Here is a 22,621-nt window from a genome sequence, read left to right as displayed (position 1 = left end):
GTAGAGATGAGTGTTGTAATAATGTAAACAAGTGTTTGATAAAAGTTTGAGCAGTTAATATACTGGTCAGACCATAACAACAAAAGAATGGAAGCCATGGACGATAAATCTTACCCTCATTTGTTAGCGCCCCTAGATCTTGGTTTCACTCAGTTACGTAACCGTGTGTTAATGGGATCTATGCACACTGGCCTTGAAGAGTCGCGAGACGGCTTCAAGAAACTGTCTGCGTTCTATGCAGCCCGAGCTCGAGGCGGGGTCGGGTTGATTGTCACCGGCGGTTTTTCGCCGAATTTCCGTGGCAGGCTGCATCCACTGAGTGCCGAGTTCAGTTCGGCGCGCGCTGCCCGGGCCCACAGGGTGATTACCGATGCGGTTCATGAAGAAGGCGGCAAGATAGCCCTGCAGCTGTTGCATGCCGGTCGCTATGCGATGCACCCGTTTGCCGTGAGTGCGTCAGCCATTCGCGCGCCAATTTCAAAGTTTACCCCGAGCAAGATGAGTACGCGCCAGATCAACAAGACGATCGAGGCTTTTGCGCGTAGTTCAGAGCTTGCACGTGAAGCGGGTTATGACGGTGTTGAGCTCATGGGCTCGGAAGGATACCTGATTAACCAGTTTATCTGTAAGCGTTCCAACCATCGCTATGATGAATGGGGCGGAAGTTATGAAAACCGTATTCGTTTTCCGATTGAAGTGGTAAAGGCAGTTCGCAAGCGTGTCGGGCGAGACTTCATTATTGTTTTCCGTCTGTCGATGCTGGATCTGGTCGAGCAGGGCAGTACCCATGAAGAAGTGGTCCAGTTGGCGAAGGAGCTCGAAGCGGCCGGGGTGACAATTCTAAATACCGGTATCGGCTGGCACGAGGCCAGGGTGCCGACTATTGCGACCCAGGTCCCGCGTGCGGCATTTACCTGGGTGACCGAAAAGCTCAAGAGTGAAGTCAATATTCCGTTGGTAACCTGTAACCGGATCAACACTCCTCAGGTTGCCGAAGATATATTGTCCTCGCAGCAGGCGGATATGGTCTCGATGGCAAGACCGTTTCTTGCCGACCCGGATTTTGTGGTCAAAGCAGAGCAGGATCGAGCAGACGATATCAATACTTGTATTGGCTGTAATCAGGCGTGCCTGGATCATGTGTTTGTCGGTAAGCGCGCGAGTTGCCTGGTCAACCCGCAGGCCTGTTACGAAACCGAGCTGGTGCTGACCCCAACGGCTAAACAGCGGCGTGTGGCCATCGTCGGGGCCGGGCCAGCCGGGATGGCTACCGCCGTCGCAGCGGCAGAACGTGGTTTCGAGGTTGATCTGTTTGAGAAGAACGACCATGTCGGTGGCCAGTTTAACCTTGCAATGCAAATCCCGGGCAAGGAAGAGTTCAAGGAAACGATCCGTTACTTTACCCGCCGCCTGGAACAGACCGGCGTTAACGTCAAGCTGAGTCATCCTGTCGGTGCCGATGAGCTTAAAGGCTATGACGAAGTGATCGTTGCAACCGGGGTTCAGCCGCGAAATCCGAAGATCCCGGGTGTTGAGCATGAAAAAGTGATCGATTATCAGACGTTGATCCGAGATAAGGTCCAGCTTGGTCAGAAAGTTGCCGTTATCGGTGCCGGCGGTATCGGTGTGGACGTCTCGACCATGCTGACAGAGCCTGAAAATCAGGATCTCGACAGCTGGCTTCAGGATTGGGGCGTCGACAAGTCGATTGAACATGCCGGTGGCCTGTATCCCCATGATGAGTATGTGAGTCAGCGCCAGGTGTGGCTCATGCAGCGTAAGCCGGGCAAAGTCGGTAAGGGACCGGGGCGCACCACAGGGTGGATTCATCGCAAGGTACTGGAAAAGCGCGGGGTGGAGCTGCTCAGTGGCGTCAGCTACGACAAGATTGACGATCAGGGTTTGCATATTACGGTCGAAGGTCAGCCCCGCCTGCTGGAGGTCGACAATATCGTGCTCTGTGCCGGTCAAACCTCGGTGGAGGTGCTGTCTGACAAGTTGAAGGCGATGAATGTCAACGTGCATGTCATTGGCGGTGCCGATGTCGCAGGGGAAGTTGATGCCAAGCGGGTTATCCGCCAGGGTATCGAGCTGGCCGCGAAACTATAAGATAGTTGGTAAGCTAAGCAGCCAGTGCCGAGATGTTCGGGGCTGGCTGCGAACCCCCTCCCAGCCTCCCCCTTGAAAATGGGGAGGAGTATTCTTCCACTAAATTCCATAATATTACTGCGGTTTTACTGCGTGTTATTTATGATATTGTAAAACAATAATTATTATCATCACGAGGTTGTTATGGATGCTCTGTCATTATTGTTAAATCGTCGTTCGTTACCCAAGCTGATGGAGCCGGCTCCGCAGGGCGAGGTGCTGGACAATATCTTCCGGGCCGGCCTGCGTGCACCGGATCATGCCGGATTGACGCCATGGCGGTTTATCGTTTCGCATGGTGAAGGCCTGAATAAGCTGGCGGGTATTTTGGTGGAAGCGGCGAAAGCGGATGGTGCCGATGAGGCGACCATTGAAAAAGCCGCGAGAGCACCATTTCGCGCCCCGATGGTGATCACTGTGGTTGCTAAAGTGACCGAGCACGAGAAGGTGCCGGTGATTGAGCAACACCTGTCGGCAGGTTGCGCTGCTCAGGCAATGCAGATGGCGGCGGTCGCGCAGGGCTTTTCCGGTTTCTGGCGCACCGGCAAATGGGCCTACCATCCGGTCGTACGTGAGGCATTGGGTGTACAAGGCAATGACCAGATTGTCGGATTTTTATATCTTGGTACGCCGGGGTGTCGCGAGGCAAAAGTCTCTGAACGAGATCTGGGCCAGTTTGTTGAATACCTCTAGCCTTAGCTTGAAGTCTTGTTCAGGTGCTGAACGCTAAAAATCGTTTATCGGGAAGCTGATACTCTATCAGTTTCCCCTCTTTATTGATCCAGAGAGGTGACAGGGTTTGACCGCCGGAGTAGAATTCTCTGCTCTTGTTATTATTCCGGAGCGTGTCATGGAAAATGTCCGCCTTACACAATACAGCCACGGCGCAGGATGCGGCTGTAAAATATCCCCTCAAGTTCTTGATACTATTCTCCGAACTCAACTCGCCCCATTCTCGGATCCTAACCTGCTGGTGGGAAATGAAAGCAAGGATGATGCTGCCGTCTATGATCTCGGCAATGGCAGTTCGGTGATCAGTACCACTGATTTTTTTATGCCGATTGTCGATAACCCATTTGATTTTGGCCGCATTGCCGCCACGAACGCCATCAGTGATATCTATGCGATGGGCGGCAAGCCGATCATGGCAATCGCTATTCTTGGCTGGCCGGTCAATGTGCTGGATCCAGAGATTGCCCAGCAGGTGATCGAAGGCGGTCGTTCGGTATGTCGTGAGGCAGGGATTTCCCTGGCTGGCGGACACTCTATTGATGCGCCGGAGCCTATCTTTGGCCTTGCCGTAACGGGTATTGTTGATACCGATCGCGTGAAGCGAAATAATCAGGCCGAAGCCGGGTGCAAACTGTATCTGACTAAGCCGCTGGGGATCGGTGTACTGACCACGGCCGAGAAAAAATCCAAGCTGGCCGAGCAGCACCAGGGACTGGCGCGTGACTGGATGTGCAAGCTGAACAAGCCGGGTGCAGATTTTGCCGATGTTGCAGGCGTTAAAGCCATGACGGATGTGACCGGCTTTGGCCTGATGGGCCACCTGAACGAAATTTGTGAAGGCAGCGAGTTAAAGGCCAAAGTATGGTTTGATCAGATCCCGCATCTGCCGGGCGTGTTTGATTATATCGAGCAGGGTTGTGTACCGGGTGGTACGGGACGTAACTTTGATAGCTACGGCCATCGCCTGGGTAACATGAGCGAGCAGCAAAAAGCGTTGCTATGTGATCCGCAAACATCTGGCGGCCTGCTGTTGGCTGTGAGCCCGGAAGCCGAAGCTGAGGTTCAGGCCGTTGCCGAGCGCCACGGCATTGAGCTAAACGCAATTGGTGAGTTGCTACCGGCTGATGGCGATACTACCTTGATTGAGATTTGTTAATGTCACGTCCGAATTGCGAAGATTTTCGACAGTTATTTGTCAATGATACCCCGTTAATGGATATGCGTGCCCCGGTCGAGTTTGAACAGGGTGCCTTTCCGACATCGGTAAACCGCCCTTTGATGCAAGATAGCGAGCGTGAGGCTGTCGGTATCTGTTATAAAGAACAAGGCCAGGAGGCTGCAATTGCGCTTGGCCACGAGCTGGTTCATGGTGATATCAAAGCTGAGCGTATTGCCCAGTGGAAAGCTTTCTGCGAAGCGAATCCCGATGGTTATCTCTACTGCTTCCGCGGCGGCTTGCGCTCCCAGATCACCCAGCAGTGGCTGAAAGAGGCAGGCATTGAGTATCCGCGAATTGTGGGTGGTTACAAGGCATTGCGACGCTTCCTGATTGATACCATCGAGCAGGTTGCCCAGCAGCCTATGACCCTGATTGGTGGCAACACCGGCTGTGGCAAGACTATTATGGTCAACGAGTTGGAAAGCGGCCTTGATCTGGAAGGCGCGGCCAACCACCGTGGCTCCTCGTTCGGACGGTATGTGACCAAACAGCGAACCCAGATTGACTTCGAGAATGTACTGGCTGTGTCAATGCTGAAAAAGCAGGCGCTTGGTATCAACCAGTTTGTTCTTGAGGACGAAGGGAAAATTATCGGCTCGGTCAGCGTTCCTTTGCCTATTCATGCAGCAATGCAAGAGGCACCGATTGCTATTGTTGATGATCCACTCGATGTGCGTCTGGCTCGCTTGACGGATGACTATGTCGTGCGGATGCAGCGGGATTTTGTTGCTCACTACGGTGAGGAGCTGGGCTGGACACGTTTTGCCGAGTACTTGGAGCGCGGGATGTTCAGTATTCGCAAGCGTCTCGGTCTGGAGCGTTATGAGCAATTGCTGCAGGTACAGCAAGATGCGGTTCGCCTGATGCAAAGCTCGGGCTCGCTGGACGGCCATGAAGGCTGGCTCAAGCCCTTGCTGGAGCAGTATTACGACCCTATGTATACCTACCAGCTCAGCAAAAAAGCTGATCGTATTGTATTCCGCGGCGAATACGATGAGGTAAAAGCCTGGTTGGTTGATAAAACGGCGTAAGCTGAAAACGAGAAGCGGGGGATACTGTCCTCGCTTCTCGCCCTGTATTTATATCCAGTATTTTCTTGTCCTTTATTCTTCTTTTCTCTATAGTTCGTGTTACTAAGAACTAGCCAACAATTTTCATGACCCGTCTATATATTGCTGAAAAACCAAGCTTAGGCCGAGCCATCGCTGCGGTATTGCCGCGCCCCCATAAAAACAACAACGGTTATATCGAAGTCGGAAATGGCGATATTGTGACGTGGTGTATCGGCCACCTGCTCGAGCAGGTCGAACCCGATGCCTATGACGAAAAATACAAGAAGTGGAACATGGCTGATTTGCCGATTGTGCCACAGCAATGGCAGCTGGTGCCGAGGAAGACGGCCAGGCAACAGCTGGGCGTTGTCCGCAAGTTGGCCAAGCAGGCTACCGAGGTTGTTCATGCTGGTGACCCGGATAGGGAAGGGCAGCTGCTGGTTGATGAGGTGATTGACTATATCAAGCTCGCTGCGAACAAGAAGGCCAGCATGCAACGTTTGCTGATTTCCGATCTTAACCCGGCTGCCGTGAAGCGGGCGCTGGGCAAGATGCGAAGCAACCGCGATTTTATTCCGCTGTCGGTTTCGGCGCTGGCCCGTTCGCGGGCAGACTGGCTGTACGGTATGAATATGACTCGTGCCTATACCTTGCTGGGGCAGAAAGGGGGATACCGGGGCGTATTATCGGTTGGCCGGGTTCAGACTCCCGTATTGGGGCTGGTAACACGACGGGATGATGAAATTGCCAATTTTGTTCCCAAGCCCTTTTATGAGTTGTTCGCCCTGATCCCCTATCAGGACAACATGATCCGCGCCCGCTGGATACCCAGTGAGGCATGCAAGCCGTGGCAGGATGAAGATGGTCGGATTCTGAACCGAAAGTTGTGCGAAAACGTCGTTAACCGAATAAAGGGTCAGCCTGCAGAGGTAACTGAATCAGAACGTAAGGAAACGCGCCAGTCTGCGCCTTTGCCGTATTCGCTGTCGGCGTTGCAGATCGATGCCGCCAAGCGATTCGGCATGAGTGCGGCCGACGTACTGGCAACCTGTCAGTCGCTCTATGAAAAGCACAAAGTCATCACTTATCCGCGTTCAGATTGCCGGTACCTGCCATTGGATCACTTCAGGCAGGCGGATGAGGTCTGTCAGGCCATAGCCAAGACTGCCGCAGCGCTTAGTTCGGCCGTCGACGGTGCCAATACCACATTAAAATCGAAGGCATGGAACGATAAGAAGGTGGACGCTCACCATGCAATCATCCCGACTCCCAAGGCCGTTAACAGCAATGCGCTGAGCGCCGGGGAGAATAAAATCTACCAGCTTATCGCCAGACAGTACCTGATGCAGTTCTATCCAGCCGCTGTCTATAGTGAGGCGAAACTTGTCTTTACCATTGCGGGGGGGATGTTTGTGGCCAAAGGACGTCAGCTGATGAGTGCAGGCTGGCGAGAGTTGCTGGGACGAGAGGACTCGACCAGTGAACAGGATCTGGCCGATAAGGTTCCACCGCTTGAAAAAGGTATGGTACTGACCTGCCAGGACGGTGAGATAAAGGACAAAATGACAGAACCGCCCAAAGCGTTTACCGAAGCGACATTGTTGCAGGCTATGACAGGCATCGCCCGGTTTGTATCAGATCCGTCACTGAAAAAAATTCTCCGTGATACCGACGGGTTGGGGACTGAGGCCACCCGTGCCGGGATCCTTGATATTTTGTTCAAACGTCAGTTATTAACACGGCAGGGCAAGAGTATTCATGCCACCGAGGCTGGCCGGGGGCTTGTCTATGCGCTTCCCGATGAGTCAACCTATCCGGATATGACGGCGCACTGGGAGCACCAGTTGCAGGATATGGCGGAGAAGAAATGTGCCTATCAGCCGTTTATGGATGCACTGCAGGTGCGGGTCCAGCAGATCATGGAGAAAGTGAAACATAGCGAGGTCCCCCCGAGTTTGAGAGAGCTGAAATCGCCGGAGCCTTTTAAAGGCGGCAAGAAGCGGCGTTATAGCAAAAACAGCAAGGGAGGAGGCAGAACTGGCACCAAGGCCGGCAGCAGCCGGGCGGGAGCGAAACGTAAGCCAAGAAAGAAAGCCGACTAAGCATGTTCGTAATACTGGTTGCGGCCCAGTGATTTGGCTTCATATAGCGCCCCATCGGCCTGTTTGAAAAACTCGCCGGGGGAACTCTGCACCGAGGGAACCGCCGTGCTGATCCCTATGCTGATGGTAACTATGTCTGGCGCGCTGCTGACTCCCTGGCTGCGGGGCAGCTGCAGTTCACGTATAGCATGGATGGCACGTTGGGCGGCGTAACGAGCTGCACTTTTGTCCTGGCCCGGAAGCAGCAGTACAAATTCTTCCCCGCCGTAGCGTGCAAAGAGAGCTCCGGCACGCTTTTCCAGCGTTGCCAGGGTGTTGGCAATGATTTTCAGACACTGGTCGCCAGCGGCGTGACCGTAGCTGTCGTTATAGGCCTTAAACAGGTCGACATCGATGATCAGCAGGGAAAGCGGAAGCTGGTGGCGTTCGGCGCGACGCCACTCTTCGTTAATTCTTCTATCGAAGACCCGGCGGTTGGACACCGAGGTGAGCGGATCCAGCCGGGATATCTTCTCTAATTTTCGGTTTACCTTTTCCAGCTCGGCGGTACGGTCGGATACTCGCTGCTCAAGCTCTTTGTTCAGATTGATTAAGTTCTCTTCTGCCTGGCGGCGAACCAGATGCTGTGAAACGATGAAACCAAATTGTTTTAACAGTTGCTGATGATAGTTATGGAGCGGAGTACCGGTTAACAGGTTGTCACAGGCAATCCAGCCTACCGGGGTGTCTTCGTCCCACAGGGAAATATAGGCGCTCCAACCAAATCCAACTTGCCTGAGTTCATGGAAAAGCGGCGTATCTTCTTCAATGGCCAGGTACTCTTTGCGCCGGTAGTCTTTGTTTATCTTGGTAAACCACAGATCCGGAATTTCTTCCTCGAAATAGTGCTCGTTCACGGTATTGCCGTGAATATCTGTGCCATAGGTGCCCTGCATGCGGTTCTTCCCTTTGAACAGAAAGATGGCCATGCGGTCGATGAGCAGTAGCTTTTTTGCCTCATCGACGGCGGTAAACAGCATATTATCCATGGAGCCGGCGCGCCAGAGTTTGAACGAAATATCGTGTAGCGCCTGGAGCTGCTCTTTGAGCAGTTGCTGTTCCTGTTGGCTGATCTGCAGTTCACGTTCAGCAGAGCGGCGGCCGTCATGTTCATCCTGGATACTTTCGCTCAGCAGGCAGGCATCGAGCTCAGAGGCCATGAGGGCAGCCAGGAAAGCGAATTCACTGCCTTCCGTGATTGAATGCTCCGGAAAGTCGACGATAAGGCAGCCGATGATATGGGAACGGTGCTCCAGCGGCAGGCATAAGCGCGCGTAACCGTCACGTAGTTCAACTTTGGGCGTGCGTTGACGAATAGCCCTGGTTACCTGGAAGAATGGAATACTGTTACGGTCAGAGATGTCGACAGGCGGGAATTGGTAGTGGATCCCGGTGTCATTCATTTCGAGAAGAATTTTCCATCGCGACTTGTAGGCAACGACCAGCTGGGCCCGGTAGGCTGAGAAGCTTTCGCTTAGGTTTCGGCAGGTGAGTTCGCAGACAGTACGAAGTCCGTGGGCCTTCCCCCATTGCTCAAGGATGCGTTGATAGAAATTGTCTAACCGTTCAGTTTGGGTCAATACTGGTTGTCCGTGTGAGAGTTAAATGGTTGAGCACTTATTTTTATCAATCGCAGAAATAAAGCTAGGCACCAAGCCCGCATTATGATCAGAAAGTTGGGCAGATTTATAAATTTGCGACTCAAAACACACCGATCTTCAGTATGTAAGGAGGATTGTGTCAGGATGGTTGGCCGTCGTGGTGGAATGTTTATTTTATCAATCAGGTGATGAGGAAAGTGAGGCTTTATAGTGAGCCCAAAAAGTGGATCATTCATCTTGAGACTAGGGCTGATAGCGGAATAAATAACCTCAAGGTATTAGCTTGAGGTTATTAGCGTGTTATTAGTAGAAGTTTGCTGAAGTTAGTTCGGTGAAGAGTTGCTGTCTGAGCTTTGTGCTCCCCAAACGGGTGCGCAACCAGGGTGTGTGGCTGGTGACGCGCCAGATCCTAACTGCTGACACTCAACTCCCGCGTATTGATGGCTAGTTGTGGTTGCCTCGCACCCTGTTAGGGCGGCCGCCATTACTAATAGAATAACTGTTGCTCTATTCATACTGTTTCCCCTTTTCCTTGGATAGGTTCAATCCCGAAAAAACAGAACAAAAGACAAGTTCTATATCGCCATGTCTGAGTTGACATGGTTATCCTGTTGCATATGTAATGGTAGTACATATTTGGTTGTATTAACCAGTCATTATTGATATCACCACGGGATCACTGAACCATCGTAGTTATAAAACCCACCACTTCTTTCTAAAGTAAGGCAATCAATGACAGCCTTCAGCCCTTGCGCAGACTCAGATGCTGTTATTTTAGCATTTGGCCCGCCCATCTCAGTTTGTACCCAGCCAGGATGAAGGGCTACCGAGATGATCCCCTGGGGGGAAAGGTCGTTAGACAAACTCTTGGCCACCGAGTTGAGCGCGGCCTTGGAAGAGCGATAGATATAGCCGCCGCCGCTGGTATTTTCGGTCATGCTCCCTACCTTGGATGAGAGGTTGGCAATGGTACCGGGTTGGTTGGCCAAGAGCTGGGGGTAGAATGCTTCGGCCAGCTTAAGCGGTGCGATGGTGTTTATCTCGAGTACTTTTCGCCATTCGTCGATATCGGTGTTACCAAAGCCGTAGCCTTTGGGACCGTAGTAGCCTGCATTGTTGATGAGCAGATCGAGAGTAACATCGGCCATTTCCTGGCTGAGTGCTGTTACTGCCTGATAGTCAGTGACATCCAGCTGATGCAAGGTCAGGGAGGTGTTATTGGCCTGTAGCTGCCGAAGCTCTGCTGCATCGGCGATATGACGGCAGCAGGCAAAGACTCGCCAGCCTGCTGACAGGTAGGCCTTTACCAGTGCGAGGCCGACACCTCGGTTAGCCCCGGTTATCAGTGCATTTTTTTGCATGGTTCAATCCTGTTAGTTTTTTGCCAAGTGTATACCAATCAAATCGTTTATGTAGTTGGCTATTTATTCAGAATCAGTATCGGAACTAAGACAGCGCTACGCCGTCAAGCTAGCCTATTATGTTCATTGTTGCCTATGATTTTCGATGCAATTTAGGGTGGTGTGCTATGACTCTCATAATGCGCGGGAGCTGGGTTGCCGGCATCCTCATTTTGGTTGCCAGCTGTGCAGATACTCGCCATGAAAGGCTTGTTGAGCTGGGGTTTACCCGTAATTACCTTGATGGGTACCAAGATGGCTGTAGCAGCCGGAAAGAAGAAGCTCAGACTTACCATGACGGCTTTCGTCGTGATCCTGAGCGGCTGATGACTGACAAGAAATATGCCAATGGCTGGAATGACGGGTTCGAGCAGTGTTATGCCGATAATTCCAAGTTTTATTAGTTTGGGCATAGAACAAAGGCAGCTCGGAAGCTGCCTTTGATAGGTGATGGATTAGTTGTGACAGCCGGTGACTGTAGGATCACTCCGGCTGATAGAAGCGCTTCAGCTCATGCATGACCTGCATCAGGGTTGAAAGCTTCGGTTTGCCACCGCTTTTCAGCTTGTAGTCCTGATCATAAACCCGGTAGTTACCGTGTTTATCCACGACTGTCGTCGTGTTTTTCTGCAGTACGACAATGTCCCGGTCACTCCCAGCCAGTACCCAGCGGCGCTTGGGGCTAGTCTCGAACAAACTGACACCACTGCTGTAGTCTGTGACCGGCGTGGTTGTTGCCAATAATGACTCCATCAATGTCGGTACAAGATCCAAATGGCTTGTTGCACGCGTAGTCTGGGTCGGTACAGTTCCCGGCCAGTGCATGATAAACGGTACTTTTAGCTGGTAGCGACTGTAGTTGGTTTCTGCCCCCCAGCTATTGGTACCTGTTTCATTAAATTCGTTGCCGTGGTTCGATGTGATGACAACCACGGTATTGTCCAGCGCATTGTTGGCAACGAGTTGATCAAATACATCAATAAGCAGCTCATCAACATAATAGGCGGCATTGCGGTAACTGTTCTTCAGCAACTGGGTCGTATCGACATTGGCAGGATTTGAGTCGGTACTGCTCAGAGATGGTTCAAATTGCGGGGAAAAGTCGCCATCTTCCTCGAAATTCTCGATAGATGCCAGTTCAATATAGCTGAACCACGGTGAGTCGTTGGATTGGGTGTCAAGCCAGTCCTTCCACTCCGCGATGGCTTTCGTGTCACTATTGGTAACGGTTTCGTCTGCTATTTCAGCCAGCTTGCGGCTGGAAAAAATGGCTTCCGAGTAGATTGATGTCTCGAACCCGTTACCACTGAACAAGCCAAACTGGTAACCGCGCCTTTTGAGCGTATCGAGTAATACCGGTGACGAGTTCGCAGAGCGGACACTGTTGATATAGCCGGCCGGCAACCCGTAGAAGAGGCCGAAGACACCCCCGGCATTCTCGTTACTGGCACTATAGTGATTGCTGTAGTTCAGGTTTTGCTGGGCAAAAGCGGTTAGATACGGCATGGTCTCTTTGTTGACCATATCGCTACGCAGGCTATCAATCATCACGATCAGCACATTCTGACCCGTGCCCTGATCGTTGAATGCCAGCTTATTCATTGGATAGCGGATATGTTCGCTTTCGGCAATGCCCTGGGCATCAAGGCGTTTGGCATATTCCTGTTTATCCAGCCAGCCATGCTTTTCCATGAAGGTCTTCGCAGTCATCGGATAGGACAGCGGGAAGTTGGAGCGCTGCACGGTCACAGGGCGGTATAGGTTCGCATCCGCCCAGATATAGATCAGGTGGCTGCTCAGGAAACAGAAACCGAAAATAACAGCGATAGGTACGCCGACATGTTTTCGAGTCAGCTTCCTGAGCTTGCGCCACAACCATTCCGACAGAATTAACTGCATAAGGAATATCGCAGGGACAGCAACAAATAGGTATTGCCAGCGGGCGTTAAGATCTGTTTTCTCACCGCTTAACAGCAAGTCCCACACCAGTGGACTTAGGTGCAAATCCAGAGACTCATAGGCATGGGTGTCCAGAAGCAACCCTGTCAGGCCAATGGTGCCGACCAACACCGCAAACAGCCGCATCAGGCGCTGTGAGGGGATCAGAAAGCTGGCCGGAAAGAGAACCAGAATATAAAAACCAAATACAAGAAACCCGAAGTGTCCGACCCAACTTAATCCAAGATAAAGTTGGCCCAGGATAGTTTCAGGCCATTCAGAATGGGCAATATAACGGGTGCCAAGAAGCATGGCCGCGATGATATTGAAAAAACTGAACCAGTGTCCCCAGCTGATGAGCTGTGAGACTTTGTCTTTATAATTGTTACCGCTGTTGACCATAGATGTCAGTAATTCCCAGTCATAGTTGCGACGCCAACAAACAAATTAATCTTCCTTAATCGAGGAGAGCAGAGCTTGTGAGAATTTTTCTGCGATTGCTTTCCTTTGCGATGCTGGAACGTCGGCATTGATCACGTTGGTAGCGATGTTACCTACGATCATCAGTGCTAGTTCCGCAGAAGCATCATGCTTCTCTAGTACATCGAACACGTCATCAATGATTTGTTCAACTTTTTTATTGGTGTATTTTGAAGTAATTGGCATAGGAAGTCTTGTTTAATGTTAAAGAAAGCGACTTATAATAACCTACACTTTAGATTAACTGAAACTTTTCCATTATGAGTCTTACGCTTTCGAACGTCATCCTGCACCAACTGACAAAAAATGATCAGGATGAACTTGAAGTTCATCTTAGAAAACAAACGCTTGAAAATAGCCAATCGACAGAGGATTTGGTTGCTGAACTACACCGGGTCTACAGCAGCAAGGGCGCGAAAGGCTTTGCCCACTTTGCCGAAGACAGTGAGTTTAGTCATTGGCTGAAGCAAATTCGCTCCGGAGAATTAGATTTCCTGTCATTTTCTAACCAATCGGCGAAAAAACTGCAGACCGAGCTGGCTAAATATCCGTTTGCCGATGCTGGCACCCTGGTTCTGGCCGAGTACCAGTCTTTGGCAACCGACTATCTGTTTATCGGTTTGCTGCCGACCTGTCACAGTATGAAGGTGACCGAGCAACTAGATATCAGTGCGACTGACTATCTCGATGTCGGCAAAATGGACATTGTTGCGCGCATCGATCTCTCGTCCTGGGAAACGGATAGCGAATCCAACCGTTACCTGACCTTCATTAAGGGGCGTGTCGGTCGTAAAATTGCAGACTTTTTCCTTGATTTCATGCAGGCAGAAGTCGGGCTGGACGTGAAGGAACAAAATCAGGTGCTGATGCAGGCGGTAGAGGACTACTGTGCTGACTCGCGTTTGGAAAAGGATGAGAAACAGCAATACCGTAAGCAAGTCTACGATTACTGCAATGGCCAGCTACAGGCCGGCGATGAGGTGACGGTGAAGGAGCTGGCGGGAGAGCTGCCGACCACCGAGGACGGGACTGACTTCTATCAGTTTGCTGCCAACCAGGGGTACGAGTTGGAAGAGAGCTTTCCGGCCGATCGTACCGCCATGCGCAAGCTGACTAAATTTGTCGGTTCAGGTGGCGGGATTTCGATTAACTTTGACAGCATGCTACTGGGTGAGCGCATTTTTTATGATGCCGAAACCGATACGCTGACAATTAAGGGAACGCCACCGAATCTGAAGGATCAACTGCAGCGACGTCTAAACACTGATAGCTAAATTACGCTGACGAGCAGACAGCCACCTTTGTCTTTGATGGAGGTGGTTTTTTTGTAACTTAGTTATGGGTGTGCCATTGTGTGCATAAGGTCTAATGGAATATGGTGAATATCTTGACTAAGGTTAATGTTAGTGTTGCTAGGCTATGATGACTTGGTTTTTATATAGTGTGTAAAGTGACTTAGCGTTGGAAAGGGGTGTACCAACAGATCTTGTAATACCGTAGATAGGGGTGAGTATGAAAATAGAAGAAAAGCCTGTATCAGAGTTTGCTGTTGCACCTGTAATGCCAGAACGAAGTCGGCAGGCTGAAGAGCAGGGCAGAGACTCGTCACCTATTATTCTCGTGTTGGGTTTATTGTTATTGTTGGTCGGAACGGGCGTTATTGCCTATCTGTCTATGCTATCGGCATCGACCCTGAGTTTCATCAGTTCTACCTCGCAGTTGCAAAATGAGGCTGAGCAGTTGCGGTGGCAAGTGATTACCGTACCTGCCGACTCATTACGGCCCGTTTCAGAACAACAAAGTGAACTGACAGCGCCGTTTCGTAGCCGTTTGACCGAGTGGCAATATGGCGATATCCCGGCTTCAGTTCAAGCCAAGATCACCCCGTTGGTTAAGCAGGGTAATCAATTTGCCGACCAGGCCGAATATGCCTGGCTGACTCGGCATTATGTTTTTGATAAGGAGACTCTCCTTGCTAAAGGTCAGGTTACCGCAGACCTGACGGCGATCAAAAGCGTCGACATGAACCCTTTCCTTGCCTCCCTACAGAAGTTGCAATCTGCTTTGATCCAATCTGAGACAACCCTGACCTGGTTGAGCTTGTTGCTGGCTGTTCTGGTAGCGCTCGTGGGTATTGGTGGGGTGAGCTATGGTGTTGTCGGTCGCCGCAGGAAAGTGCAAGCCATGCAGATCACGGAGGCAGCACCTCCATTGTTAGTACCGGAGCGTGATATAAGAGAGGACGACGAGGTTAAGGGCTCGGATGTGATTGCTGAGGACCCAGAGCAAAAAGCCCGCACTGCGGACTCTGTACTTGATACGGAACAGATGCTCGACAGCATGGACGGTGACAGGGAGTCAGTGGTGATGCTGCTGGAGGTTTTCCTCAAGGAGCACATTGATGATGCCAAGCGCCTATCTGCCAGTCTTGAGCGCGGTCAGTGTGATGAGGTCAGTTTAATCTCACACAGCCTCAAAAGTGTCGCTAGCAGTTTTGGCGCAGGCCGGTTGCGCCAGCGTGCTGAATATATCGAGCATTGTTGCAAACAGGGTATTGCCGTTCACGCCGAAGATATTGAGCGATTAGATGGGGCGCTTAAAGAGCTGAAGGCGGCCATCGTGGCATACCTTGCCGAGGAAGCAGAACGCGAACAAGGTGCTGTTGTGGTTGAAGAGATGACATGTGATGAAGAGGTGGCGAATGCTGAACAGATTAGGGTTGTTGCGCCTGACGTGATTCAGGATGCTGAGATCCAGCCTGTTGAGACTGATCATTCTCAGATCAAGTATTTTGAGGCCAACTCTTCTGAGATACCTGATATTACCGAGCGCGGTAGTGCGGCCAGTGAGAGTTTGGAGGCTGACGCCCAGCAGTCAGGACCTAAGAGAGAGGATGAGCAGCTAGACGTGCTGAATGTGGCGTATGTGATGGAGTCTATGGATGACGATGTAGAATCAGTCAAAATGTTGTTTGAGATATTTATTGAGGAACATGCACTTGATGCCAAAAAGCTGCAGCAGATGGTCTACCAGCGTGCGCCCGATGACATCGATGAGGCTGCTCTGAGGCTGGTTCACTCTCTTAAAGGGGTCGCAAGCAGTTTGGGTGCTGCGTCTCTAAAGCGGCAGGCGGAGATCATCGAGAAGCATTTCAAAAAGCAGCAAGTTGTTGCCGATGTTGAATACAGGAAACTGGAGAGAGTATTGAATGATACTGTTGTTGCAGTTACGCATTACCTGACTCAACAAGCAGCGGTGGTTGCTTAAATCTCGTTCGGATAATTGGGATCTGGATAGGCTAAAATGGTGTTTTTTGACCCAAATCTGAGAGGTGAAAGTAATTATTGCAGAATAACAGCTGTCTGGTTTGAGTTTGGCTAGATATTTATACTGCGGGTATGGTTGATTTGGCGGAATAATTCAATCGACAGGCAAAATTGATCTTTATCAAAGGTTGTTTTTGGCTGCGATGGATAATACCGCCCCTATGATAGTTCAAACGAAACATTCAGTTCGTAAGCAGCGTGAACTGGACACAGCAAAAGCGATGATTCGCCTATATTGTAAAACGCTGCACCGTGGGGCAATCATTTGTCCTGAATGTGAAGGGCTTATTGAATATGTCGAAACGCGGGTTGCCAGCTGTCGCCTGGGAGAAGACAAGCCTAACTGTCTGCAATGCAAGAGTCAGTGTTACCACCCTGCCAAGCGACTGCATTTCTCTCATGTGCTGCGTTGGTCTTCGCCAAAATTCGCCTGGCGGCGTCCGTTGCAGGCCTTAAAGTTCAAACTCGACAGTTATCGCTCTGTAGGAACGGTTGACGCACAGTCAATGTCGACAAGATAACAGCTTCGAGATAAATCACACAGAAGTGTTCGATACATTTTGGCTATATACGACAAAGGCTGCATGATGCAGCCTTTGTTTGTTTTGCGCTATTATAACGTCTGGTACATGTTAAGGCGTTAAGCCGAAAGTCCCAGCGTGTTTAACCAGGTTGCGATACGGTCATCGGTAAGCTCAGGCTGGCGGTCTTCATCAAGAGCCAGACCGACAAATTTGTCATCCTTTACCGCGCGCGAGTCGTTAAACTCATAACCGTCCGTTGGCCACTGACCGATGATCTCGCCGCCTGCTTCAACAATCAGATCGGCCAGATCACCCATGGCGTCCTGGAAGCTATCCGGGTAGTCCACCTGATCGCCCAGACCAAATAGTGCTACTTTCTTTCCGCTTAGATCAGCATCTTCCAGCTCTGGTACAAAACAGTCCCAGTCCGGCTGCATTTCACCATAGTTTGCAGTTGGCGTACCGAGGATCAGCAAATCATAGTCATCAAAAACCTCGTTGCTGCAGCCGGCAATATCGTTGGTCTCCAGCTCTAGTCGGGTCGCGATTTTTTCAGCAACTTTCTCGGTGTTGCCTGTGTCACTTGCGAAAAAAATACCAATATTTGTCATGTTCATCTCCAGCTAACTTGTATTGCTGATGGTTCAGTCTGTTTATGTTCGGTTAGACGTAGCAGAGAGCTGCCACGCCAAATGTTTATTTCTTTTCAGGCTTCCATTGGCCTAGTTGCTCCAGCAACAGGTGCTTGTGAGCAACTTGCTGGCGCAACCGTTCCAGGTTGGCCTGATACTGTTCAGGGTTGCGGCGCAGGATCTGCGTAAAGCGAGCTTCACGGCTGATCAGCTCCTCGACATCCTTTTTCGGTGCTTTAGAGTCCATTTGCAGAGCGGCCCGGCCTTTGTCTGTCCGTCGCGGATCAAAGCGGAACAGTGGCCACAGACCGGTTTCTACCAGTAACTGCTGGTGCTCGACACCCTCGGCCATGTCAAAGCCATGGGTAATACATGGTGAGTAGGCGATAACCAGTGACGGACCAGGATACGCTTCAGCTTCCTGAAGAGCCTTGATGGTCTGGTTCATATTGGCACCCAATGCAATTTTGGCGACATAGACATTGCCGTGCATCATCATGTTTAGCGCCAGATCTTTGCCGTTGCTGGTTTTGCCCTGGGTGGCAAATTTGGCCACAGCACCGGTTGGGGTTGCTTTGGACTGCTGGCCACCAGTGTTGGAGTAACCTTGGGTATCCATGACCAGTACATTGACGTTATCGCTGCCAGCCAGGACATGATCCAGGCCGCCGAAGCCAATGTCATAGGCCCAGCCGTCTCCGCCGACAATCCAGTTACTTTTGGCAACCAGGTTGTCTGCCCGTTCGTTGAGCTGACGGTGGCTGTAAGGCAGCTCGGCTCGCATGCGGCTAAGGTTCTGGCGCTGACGAGTAACAGCGGCTTCGCTGCTGTCAAAGGCATCCTGCTTGATCTGCTCCTGTAGCTCGGTCGGTAAGATGTCAGCAGCTGTCTCCAACAGGCTTAGCGCGTTGTTACGTTTGCTGTCGAGTGCCAGGCGCATACCTAAACCAAATTCGGCGTTATCTTCGAACAGAGAGTTCGCCCAGGCCGGTCCGCGTCCGTGCTTGTCGACGGCATACGGTGTGGTCGGCAGGTTACCGCCATAGATTGACGAGCAGCCGGTGGCATTGGCAACCAATAGACGATCACCAAACAGCTGGGTTAGCAGCTTCACATAGGACGTCTCCCCGCAACCGGAACAGGCTCCGGAATACTCGAACAATGGCTGCAGTAACTGGCTGGTACGGGCATCGATACGTTTGATATCAATACGCTCAAGCTCTGGCAGGTCAAGGAAGAACTCGTAGTTCTTGCTTTGTGATTCCAGTACCGGCTGCTTCGGTGCCATGTTAATGGCCTTGCGTGATGGATCGGCCTTGTCACTGGCCGGGCAAGCCGTGGTACAGAGGTTACACCCGGTACAATCCTGCGGTGAAACCTGCAATGTGTATTGTTGGCCTTTAAAGTCTCGCTGTTTGTACTCGGCGCTCTTGAAATCAACTGGCGCAAGTTCCAGAGCATCGGCACTGACAGTCTTGGCACGGATTGCTGCGTGCGGGCAGACAAGGGTACAAATATTACACTGGGTACACAGGTCTTCTTCCCAGACCGGTACTTCCTGGGCAATGTTGCGTTTTTCCCATTGACTGGTCGCCGTTGGCCAGCAGCCATCAACAGGGAAGGCACTCACTGGCAGCAGGTCACCTTTATCGGCCATCATCATGGCACTGACACGCTTGACCAGTTCAGGGGCCTTTTCATTAACGACAGGCGGACGGCGGAACAGGCTGGTGGCCTGCTGCGGAATTGCCACCTGTTGCAGACGGGCAACCGTTGCATCGACGGCCTTGTGGTTGGCCTCAACAATGGCCGGTCCACGTTTGCCGTAGCTTTTCTCAATCGCCTCTTTGAGCTGGGCAATAGCCTGCTCGAGTGGCATCAGCTCGCTGAGGGCAAAGAAAGCCGTCTGCATGATGGTGTTCAGGCGGTTTTTCAGCCCGAGCTCACGGGCCAGCTCTACGGCATTGATAACATACAGGTTGAGCTGCTTGTCGATGATAACTTTCTGGACTTCCTGCGGCAGGTGCTCCCAGACATCATCGGCGCTATGCGGGCTGTTGAGCAACAGGATACCCTGCTCGGCAGCGTGCTCGAACATCTCCAGTTTGTTGACAAACTGGAACTGGTGGCAGGCAATAAACTCAGCCTGTTCAATCAGGTACGGCGCTTCGACAGGCATGGTGTCAAAACGCAGGTGCGAAACAGTCGTACCGCCTGATTTCTTGGAGTCATAGACGAAATACCCCTGCGTATGCAGGTCGGTGTTTTCACCAATGATCTTGATAGTGTTTTTATTGGCACTGACCGTACCGTCGGCACCCAGACCGTAGAATAGGGCACGTAGTCGGCTGCTTGGCTCGGCATCAATGGCAGGAACCGGCGGCAGAGAAAGGTGGGTGATATCATCACAGATCCCCACCGTGAAGTTATGGCTGAGCTGCTCGTCGGCCATCGCATTGAAGATGCTGACGGCATGGCCCGGATTGAATTCTTTCGATGACAGGCCGTAGCGACCGCCCATTATTGCTGGCAGGTGCGGGTATTGTTTCGCTGCATGTGCCTGTTGGATGGTCGAAACCACATCAAGGTATAGCGGCTCACCGACGGATCCTGGCTCTTTGGTACGATCCATGACGGCGATCTGCTGAACGCTAGCAGGCAGCACGGACATGAAATGCTTGAGCGAGAACGGACGATAAAGGTGAACACTGACGATACCGATTTTACGGCCGGTCGTCAGCAGGTGATCAATCGCCTGCTCAACAGCCGAGGTGGCCGAGCCCATAATCACAATGACATCGGTGGCTTCCGGGTGTCCGTAGTAATCAAATAGCTTGTATTCTCTTCCAGTCAGGCTGGCAAACTGGGCCATTTTATCGGCCACGATATCCGGGCAGGCCTGATAGAAACCATTGGCGGCTTCACGTGCCTGGAAGAAAGTGTCCGGATTTTGCGCTGTACCGCGAATGCTTGGCGCATCGGGTGTCAGCCCGCGCTGGTGGAAGCTATCAACATGATCTTCGGAGATCATCTGGCGAATGGTGTCATCGTCGATCTTGGCAATCTTGTTGATCTCATGCGAGGTGCGGAAGCCATCGAAGAAGTGGACAAATGGGATCCGGCTTTCCAGTGTTGCCGCCTGGCTGATCAGGGCAAAATCGTGGGCCTGCTGGACAGAGTTGGCCGCCAGCATGGCAAAACCGGTTTGGCGTACTGCCATCACATCAGAGTGATCGCCAAATATAGATAGAGCATGGGTGGCAAGTGTTCTCGCAGCGACATGCATAACAAACGGTGTCAGTTCACCGGCAATTTTGTACATGTTCGGGATTTTAAGCAGCAAGCCCTGAGACGAGGTAAAGGTGGTGGCCATCGAACCGGCCATCAATGCACCGTGAACCGCACCGGCTGCACCACCTTCAGATTGCATTTCAATGACCCGCGGTATTTGTCCCCACAGGTTTTTTTGTCCCTGGCTTTCCCAGATCTCGCATGCTTCCGACATCGGGGAAGAAGGTGTGATGGGATAAATACCGATGACTTCATTGCAGCGATAGGCGACGGAAGCAGCGGCTTCGTTGCCGTCCATCGTAGCATAGGTGATGTTTTGGTTATCAATCCGTGGATTTTTAGGCATAACTTACTCCAGCGAACAAGCACTGTCTGTTCAAGCGAATACTGATGGCGTCTGAAATGGGGTACCGTCAGTGATTAAGCTTGGCTGTCTTATTATTTTGAATCGGACCGACCTCTGTGTGGGTAGGGTGAGGCCGGCCCGGTTGAGCGAAGGGAGCGAAGCGACTTAGGCTTCGACTACCTCAATCTCTGGCTGAGGGTTCAGCATTTTGGCAAGGTCATCTTCAACATTGCCAGTTAGCTGCAGGTTGAATTGCTGCTGCAGGAACTCGAAGATTGCCTCGTTGACAAATTCTGGTGGGTTGGGGCCCAGGTAGATGTTCTGGATACCCAGGTTGAACAGGGCCAGCAGGATCAGAACGGCTTTCTGTTCCATCCAGGATAGAACGATGTTCACAGGCAGCTCGTTAACCGGTACACCCATCGCATCGCTCAGTGCAAGTGCAATCATGACTGCACCATAGCTGTCGTTACACTGGCCAAGGTCAAGGTAGCGAGGGATCTCTGTGCCCGGTACGGTACCAAAGTCGTGGTCATTGAAGCGGAACTTGCCACAAGACGAGGTCAGGATAATGCAGTCGTCCGGGATAGACAGTGCCAGATCACGGAAGTAATCGTTCGGCTTACCTGGTTTGTCACAACCGGCAACGACGAAGAACTGCTTGATCTTGCCAGCGTTAACGGCTTCAAGAATTTGCGGAGCAAGGCCAAGAATTGTCTTGTAGTTATGACCTGTCATTAGCGTGTCGTCGCTGTCGAAGCCTTCGATATCCGGCAGGCTTAGTGTTTGCTCGATCAGCGGTGCAAAGTCATCTTCCAACTGGCGGCAGTTGTCGATACCTACAATACCGTAGCTGTACAGACGGTCGGCGTAATCGGCACGGCCTGTAGGAGGAACGATACAGTTAGTCGTTACAATAATGGTACCGTTCCACTTCTGGAACAGTTGTTTCTGGTCAAACCAAGCTTTACCGATGTTGCCTTTAAGGTGGCTGTACTTACGTAGCTCAGGGTAGCCGTGGGCTGGCAGCATTTCCGAGTGGGTGTAGATGTTGATGCCTTTGCCTTCAGTGGCAATCAGCAGGCGCTCTAGCAGCTCAAGATCGTGACCGGTAACAAGAATACCTTTACCTTCGGCTTTGTTCTGCGGTACGCATACAGGAGTAGGGATCCCAAGGCGACCATGGTGAGCTTCACCGAGGCGAGACATCATTTCGCTACCGGCACCGCCGATTTTCATTAGCTGGGCAATATGCTGGTCAAAGCTGAAGTTAACGTTTGTTAGTGTGAAGTACAGTGTTTCGGCGATAACATCGTCAACCGATTTGGTATCCGCGCCAAGATCGTCGGCATGGGTACGGTATGCTGACAGGCCTTTTAGGCCGAAAATCATAATATCCTGAAGGCGAGACAGGGTTTCATCCTTGCCGCATGTACCCTGAGTTTTACCTGTGCTGCCACAGCCGCCGCTTTGGGCCATTGAGCACTGGTGACAAAACATTGCTAGGTTCGACATTATTGCATTCCTTAAAGGTGTATTTATTGTGCAACTTTATAATAGGGGAGGAGGATATAGGTACTGAATGCCCCGGGTCATTGATCCGGATCATTATCTGCCCAATAACCTACATTTGAAATGAAACTTTTGATGCCGAGCAGGAAAGCATCAGCTTGTATGGTTTTGTCAGGATTGAGTCATATTGGTTGAGAGGGACTATTCGCAGTTATATTCTATTGATTGAACCGTCAGGAATTCATTGCGAGCATAATGGTCGGAGTGAAATAGCATTGC

General features: G+C 51.4%; 17 protein-coding genes. 9 read left to right on the top strand and 8 right to left on the bottom strand.

Annotated features, from left to right (window positions below; genetic code table 11):
• The first annotated feature begins 96 nt into the window (after positions 1–96).
• The 5 genes from EIZ48_RS02850 (at position 97) to EIZ48_RS02830 (ending at position 7,253) form a co-directional block, all read left to right on the top strand.
• On the top strand, positions 97–2,109 hold the full coding sequence (locus tag EIZ48_RS02850; protein WP_160648618.1) for an NADPH-dependent 2,4-dienoyl-CoA reductase: 2,013 nt from the start codon (positions 97–99) through the stop codon (positions 2,107–2,109).
• 183 nt (positions 2,110–2,292) lie between these two features.
• A complete protein-coding gene (locus tag EIZ48_RS02845) occupies positions 2,293–2,841 on the top strand; it encodes an NAD(P)H nitroreductase (RefSeq protein ID WP_160648617.1) in 549 nt (182 codons plus the stop codon).
• A gap of 157 nt (positions 2,842–2,998) precedes the next feature.
• Complete coding sequence (gene selD, locus EIZ48_RS02840) at positions 2,999–4,036, top strand: selenide, water dikinase SelD (protein WP_160648778.1); 1,038 nt, start codon at positions 2,999–3,001, stop codon at positions 4,034–4,036.
• Positions 4,036–5,130 carry a tRNA 2-selenouridine(34) synthase MnmH gene (gene mnmH, locus EIZ48_RS02835; protein WP_160648616.1) on the top strand — a complete coding sequence of 365 codons (1,095 nt, stop codon included), beginning with the start codon at positions 4,036–4,038 and terminating at the stop codon, positions 5,128–5,130. Before selD ends, mnmH begins: the two co-directional genes overlap by 1 nt.
• A 125-nt stretch (positions 5,131–5,255) precedes the next feature.
• Positions 5,256–7,253 carry a DNA topoisomerase III gene (locus EIZ48_RS02830; protein WP_160648615.1) on the top strand — a complete coding sequence of 666 codons (1,998 nt, stop codon included), beginning with the start codon at positions 5,256–5,258 and terminating at the stop codon, positions 7,251–7,253.
• Here EIZ48_RS02830 and EIZ48_RS02825 read toward each other — a convergent pair.
• The 3 genes from EIZ48_RS02825 to EIZ48_RS02815 all read right to left on the bottom strand — a co-directional run bounded on the left by EIZ48_RS02825 (position 7,250) and on the right by EIZ48_RS02815 (position 10,254).
• Positions 7,250–8,872 (bottom strand): GGDEF domain-containing protein, encoded by a 1,623-nt coding sequence (locus EIZ48_RS02825; RefSeq protein WP_160648614.1) that lies wholly within the window; start codon positions 8,870–8,872, stop codon positions 7,250–7,252. The genes EIZ48_RS02830 and EIZ48_RS02825 overlap by 4 nt on opposite strands.
• A 344-nt stretch (positions 8,873–9,216) precedes the next feature.
• Positions 9,217–9,408: a hypothetical protein gene (locus tag EIZ48_RS02820; protein ID WP_160648613.1), complete on the bottom strand. Its 192-nt coding sequence runs from the start codon at positions 9,406–9,408 to the stop codon at positions 9,217–9,219.
• A 150-nt stretch (positions 9,409–9,558) separates the two neighbouring features.
• Positions 9,559–10,254 (bottom strand): SDR family oxidoreductase, encoded by a 696-nt coding sequence (locus EIZ48_RS02815; RefSeq protein WP_160648612.1) that lies wholly within the window; start codon positions 10,252–10,254, stop codon positions 9,559–9,561.
• Between the two features lie 167 nt (positions 10,255–10,421).
• Here EIZ48_RS02815 and EIZ48_RS02810 point away from each other — a divergent pair, with 167 nt between their 5' ends.
• Positions 10,422–10,697 carry a hypothetical protein gene (locus tag EIZ48_RS02810; RefSeq protein ID WP_160648611.1) on the top strand — a complete coding sequence of 92 codons (276 nt, stop codon included), beginning with the start codon at positions 10,422–10,424 and terminating at the stop codon, positions 10,695–10,697.
• A 79-nt stretch (positions 10,698–10,776) separates the two neighbouring features.
• On the opposite strand, the gene EIZ48_RS02805 is transcribed toward EIZ48_RS02810, so the two are convergent.
• Both EIZ48_RS02805 and EIZ48_RS02800 read right to left on the bottom strand, forming a co-directional pair.
• A complete protein-coding gene (locus tag EIZ48_RS02805; protein WP_160648610.1) occupies positions 10,777–12,633 on the bottom strand; it encodes a DUF3413 domain-containing protein in 1,857 nt (618 codons plus the stop codon).
• Positions 12,634–12,678: 45 nt separating this feature from the next.
• Positions 12,679–12,897: a YejL family protein gene (locus tag EIZ48_RS02800; RefSeq protein WP_075764867.1), complete on the bottom strand. Its 219-nt coding sequence runs from the start codon at positions 12,895–12,897 to the stop codon at positions 12,679–12,681.
• A gap of 74 nt (positions 12,898–12,971) precedes the next feature.
• Between EIZ48_RS02800 and yejK the strand changes: the two genes are divergently transcribed.
• From yejK to EIZ48_RS02785, 3 genes are all read left to right on the top strand, one after another.
• On the top strand, positions 12,972–13,985 hold the full coding sequence (yejK, locus tag EIZ48_RS02795; protein ID WP_160648609.1) for a nucleoid-associated protein YejK: 1,014 nt from the start codon (positions 12,972–12,974) through the stop codon (positions 13,983–13,985).
• Between the two features lie 238 nt (positions 13,986–14,223).
• Entirely contained in the window at positions 14,224–15,978 is a 1,755-nt protein-coding gene (locus EIZ48_RS02790; RefSeq protein ID WP_160648608.1) for an Hpt domain-containing protein, read from the top strand.
• Between the two features lie 220 nt (positions 15,979–16,198).
• The gene (locus EIZ48_RS02785) at positions 16,199–16,558 is read left to right on the top strand and encodes a nitrous oxide-stimulated promoter family protein (RefSeq protein WP_160648607.1); all 360 of its coding nucleotides are present in this window, start codon (positions 16,199–16,201) and stop codon (positions 16,556–16,558) included.
• Between the two features lie 119 nt (positions 16,559–16,677).
• Here EIZ48_RS02785 and fldA read toward each other — a convergent pair whose 3' ends face one another.
• From fldA to hcp, 3 genes are all read right to left on the bottom strand, one after another.
• On the bottom strand, positions 16,678–17,172 hold the full coding sequence (gene fldA / locus EIZ48_RS02780; protein WP_160648606.1) for a flavodoxin FldA: 495 nt from the start codon (positions 17,170–17,172) through the stop codon (positions 16,678–16,680).
• An 85-nt stretch (positions 17,173–17,257) separates the two neighbouring features.
• Positions 17,258–20,830, bottom strand: a complete 3,573-nt coding sequence (nifJ, locus tag EIZ48_RS02775) for a pyruvate:ferredoxin (flavodoxin) oxidoreductase (RefSeq protein WP_160648605.1) — start codon at positions 20,828–20,830, stop codon at positions 17,258–17,260.
• A gap of 165 nt (positions 20,831–20,995) precedes the next feature.
• On the bottom strand, positions 20,996–22,345 hold the full coding sequence (gene hcp / locus EIZ48_RS02770) for a hydroxylamine reductase (RefSeq protein WP_160648604.1): 1,350 nt from the start codon (positions 22,343–22,345) through the stop codon (positions 20,996–20,998).
• Between the last annotated feature and the right edge of the window lie 276 nt (positions 22,346–22,621).

Source organism: Photobacterium alginatilyticum (genome assembly GCF_009910675.1).
In the GTDB taxonomy this organism is placed as follows: domain Bacteria; phylum Pseudomonadota; class Gammaproteobacteria; order Enterobacterales; family Vibrionaceae; genus Photobacterium; species Photobacterium alginatilyticum.
The sequence above is the reverse complement of the archived record's forward strand: the minus strand, read 5'-3'. Positions and strand labels throughout refer to the sequence as shown.

What these genes read in the sequence shown, in the direction of transcription:
- nifJ (WP_160648605.1), bottom strand. Translation starts at nt 20,830, where the DNA reads ATGCCTAAAAATCCACGGATTGATAACCAAAACATCACCTATGCTACG.
- EIZ48_RS02850 (WP_160648618.1), top strand. Translation starts at nt 97, where the DNA reads ATGGACGATAAATCTTACCCTCATTTGTTAGCGCCCCTAGATCTTGGT.
- selD (WP_160648778.1), top strand. Translation starts at nt 2,999, where the DNA reads ATGGAAAATGTCCGCCTTACACAATACAGCCACGGCGCAGGATGCGGC.
- EIZ48_RS02820 (WP_160648613.1), bottom strand. Translation starts at nt 9,408, where the DNA reads ATGAATAGAGCAACAGTTATTCTATTAGTAATGGCGGCCGCCCTAACA.
- mnmH (WP_160648616.1), top strand. Translation starts at nt 4,036, where the DNA reads ATGTCACGTCCGAATTGCGAAGATTTTCGACAGTTATTTGTCAATGAT.
- EIZ48_RS02830 (WP_160648615.1), top strand. Translation starts at nt 5,256, where the DNA reads ATGACCCGTCTATATATTGCTGAAAAACCAAGCTTAGGCCGAGCCATC.
- yejK (WP_160648609.1), top strand. Translation starts at nt 12,972, where the DNA reads ATGAGTCTTACGCTTTCGAACGTCATCCTGCACCAACTGACAAAAAAT.
- EIZ48_RS02845 (WP_160648617.1), top strand. Translation starts at nt 2,293, where the DNA reads ATGGATGCTCTGTCATTATTGTTAAATCGTCGTTCGTTACCCAAGCTG.
- fldA (WP_160648606.1), bottom strand. Translation starts at nt 17,172, where the DNA reads ATGACAAATATTGGTATTTTTTTCGCAAGTGACACAGGCAACACCGAG.
- EIZ48_RS02785 (WP_160648607.1), top strand. Translation starts at nt 16,199, where the DNA reads ATGATAGTTCAAACGAAACATTCAGTTCGTAAGCAGCGTGAACTGGAC.
- EIZ48_RS02810 (WP_160648611.1), top strand. Translation starts at nt 10,422, where the DNA reads ATGACTCTCATAATGCGCGGGAGCTGGGTTGCCGGCATCCTCATTTTG.
- EIZ48_RS02790 (WP_160648608.1), top strand. Translation starts at nt 14,224, where the DNA reads ATGAAAATAGAAGAAAAGCCTGTATCAGAGTTTGCTGTTGCACCTGTA.
- EIZ48_RS02805 (WP_160648610.1), bottom strand. Translation starts at nt 12,633, where the DNA reads ATGGTCAACAGCGGTAACAATTATAAAGACAAAGTCTCACAGCTCATC.
- hcp (WP_160648604.1), bottom strand. Translation starts at nt 22,345, where the DNA reads ATGTCGAACCTAGCAATGTTTTGTCACCAGTGCTCAATGGCCCAAAGC.
- EIZ48_RS02815 (WP_160648612.1), bottom strand. Translation starts at nt 10,254, where the DNA reads ATGCAAAAAAATGCACTGATAACCGGGGCTAACCGAGGTGTCGGCCTC.
- EIZ48_RS02800 (WP_075764867.1), bottom strand. Translation starts at nt 12,897, where the DNA reads ATGCCAATTACTTCAAAATACACCAATAAAAAAGTTGAACAAATCATT.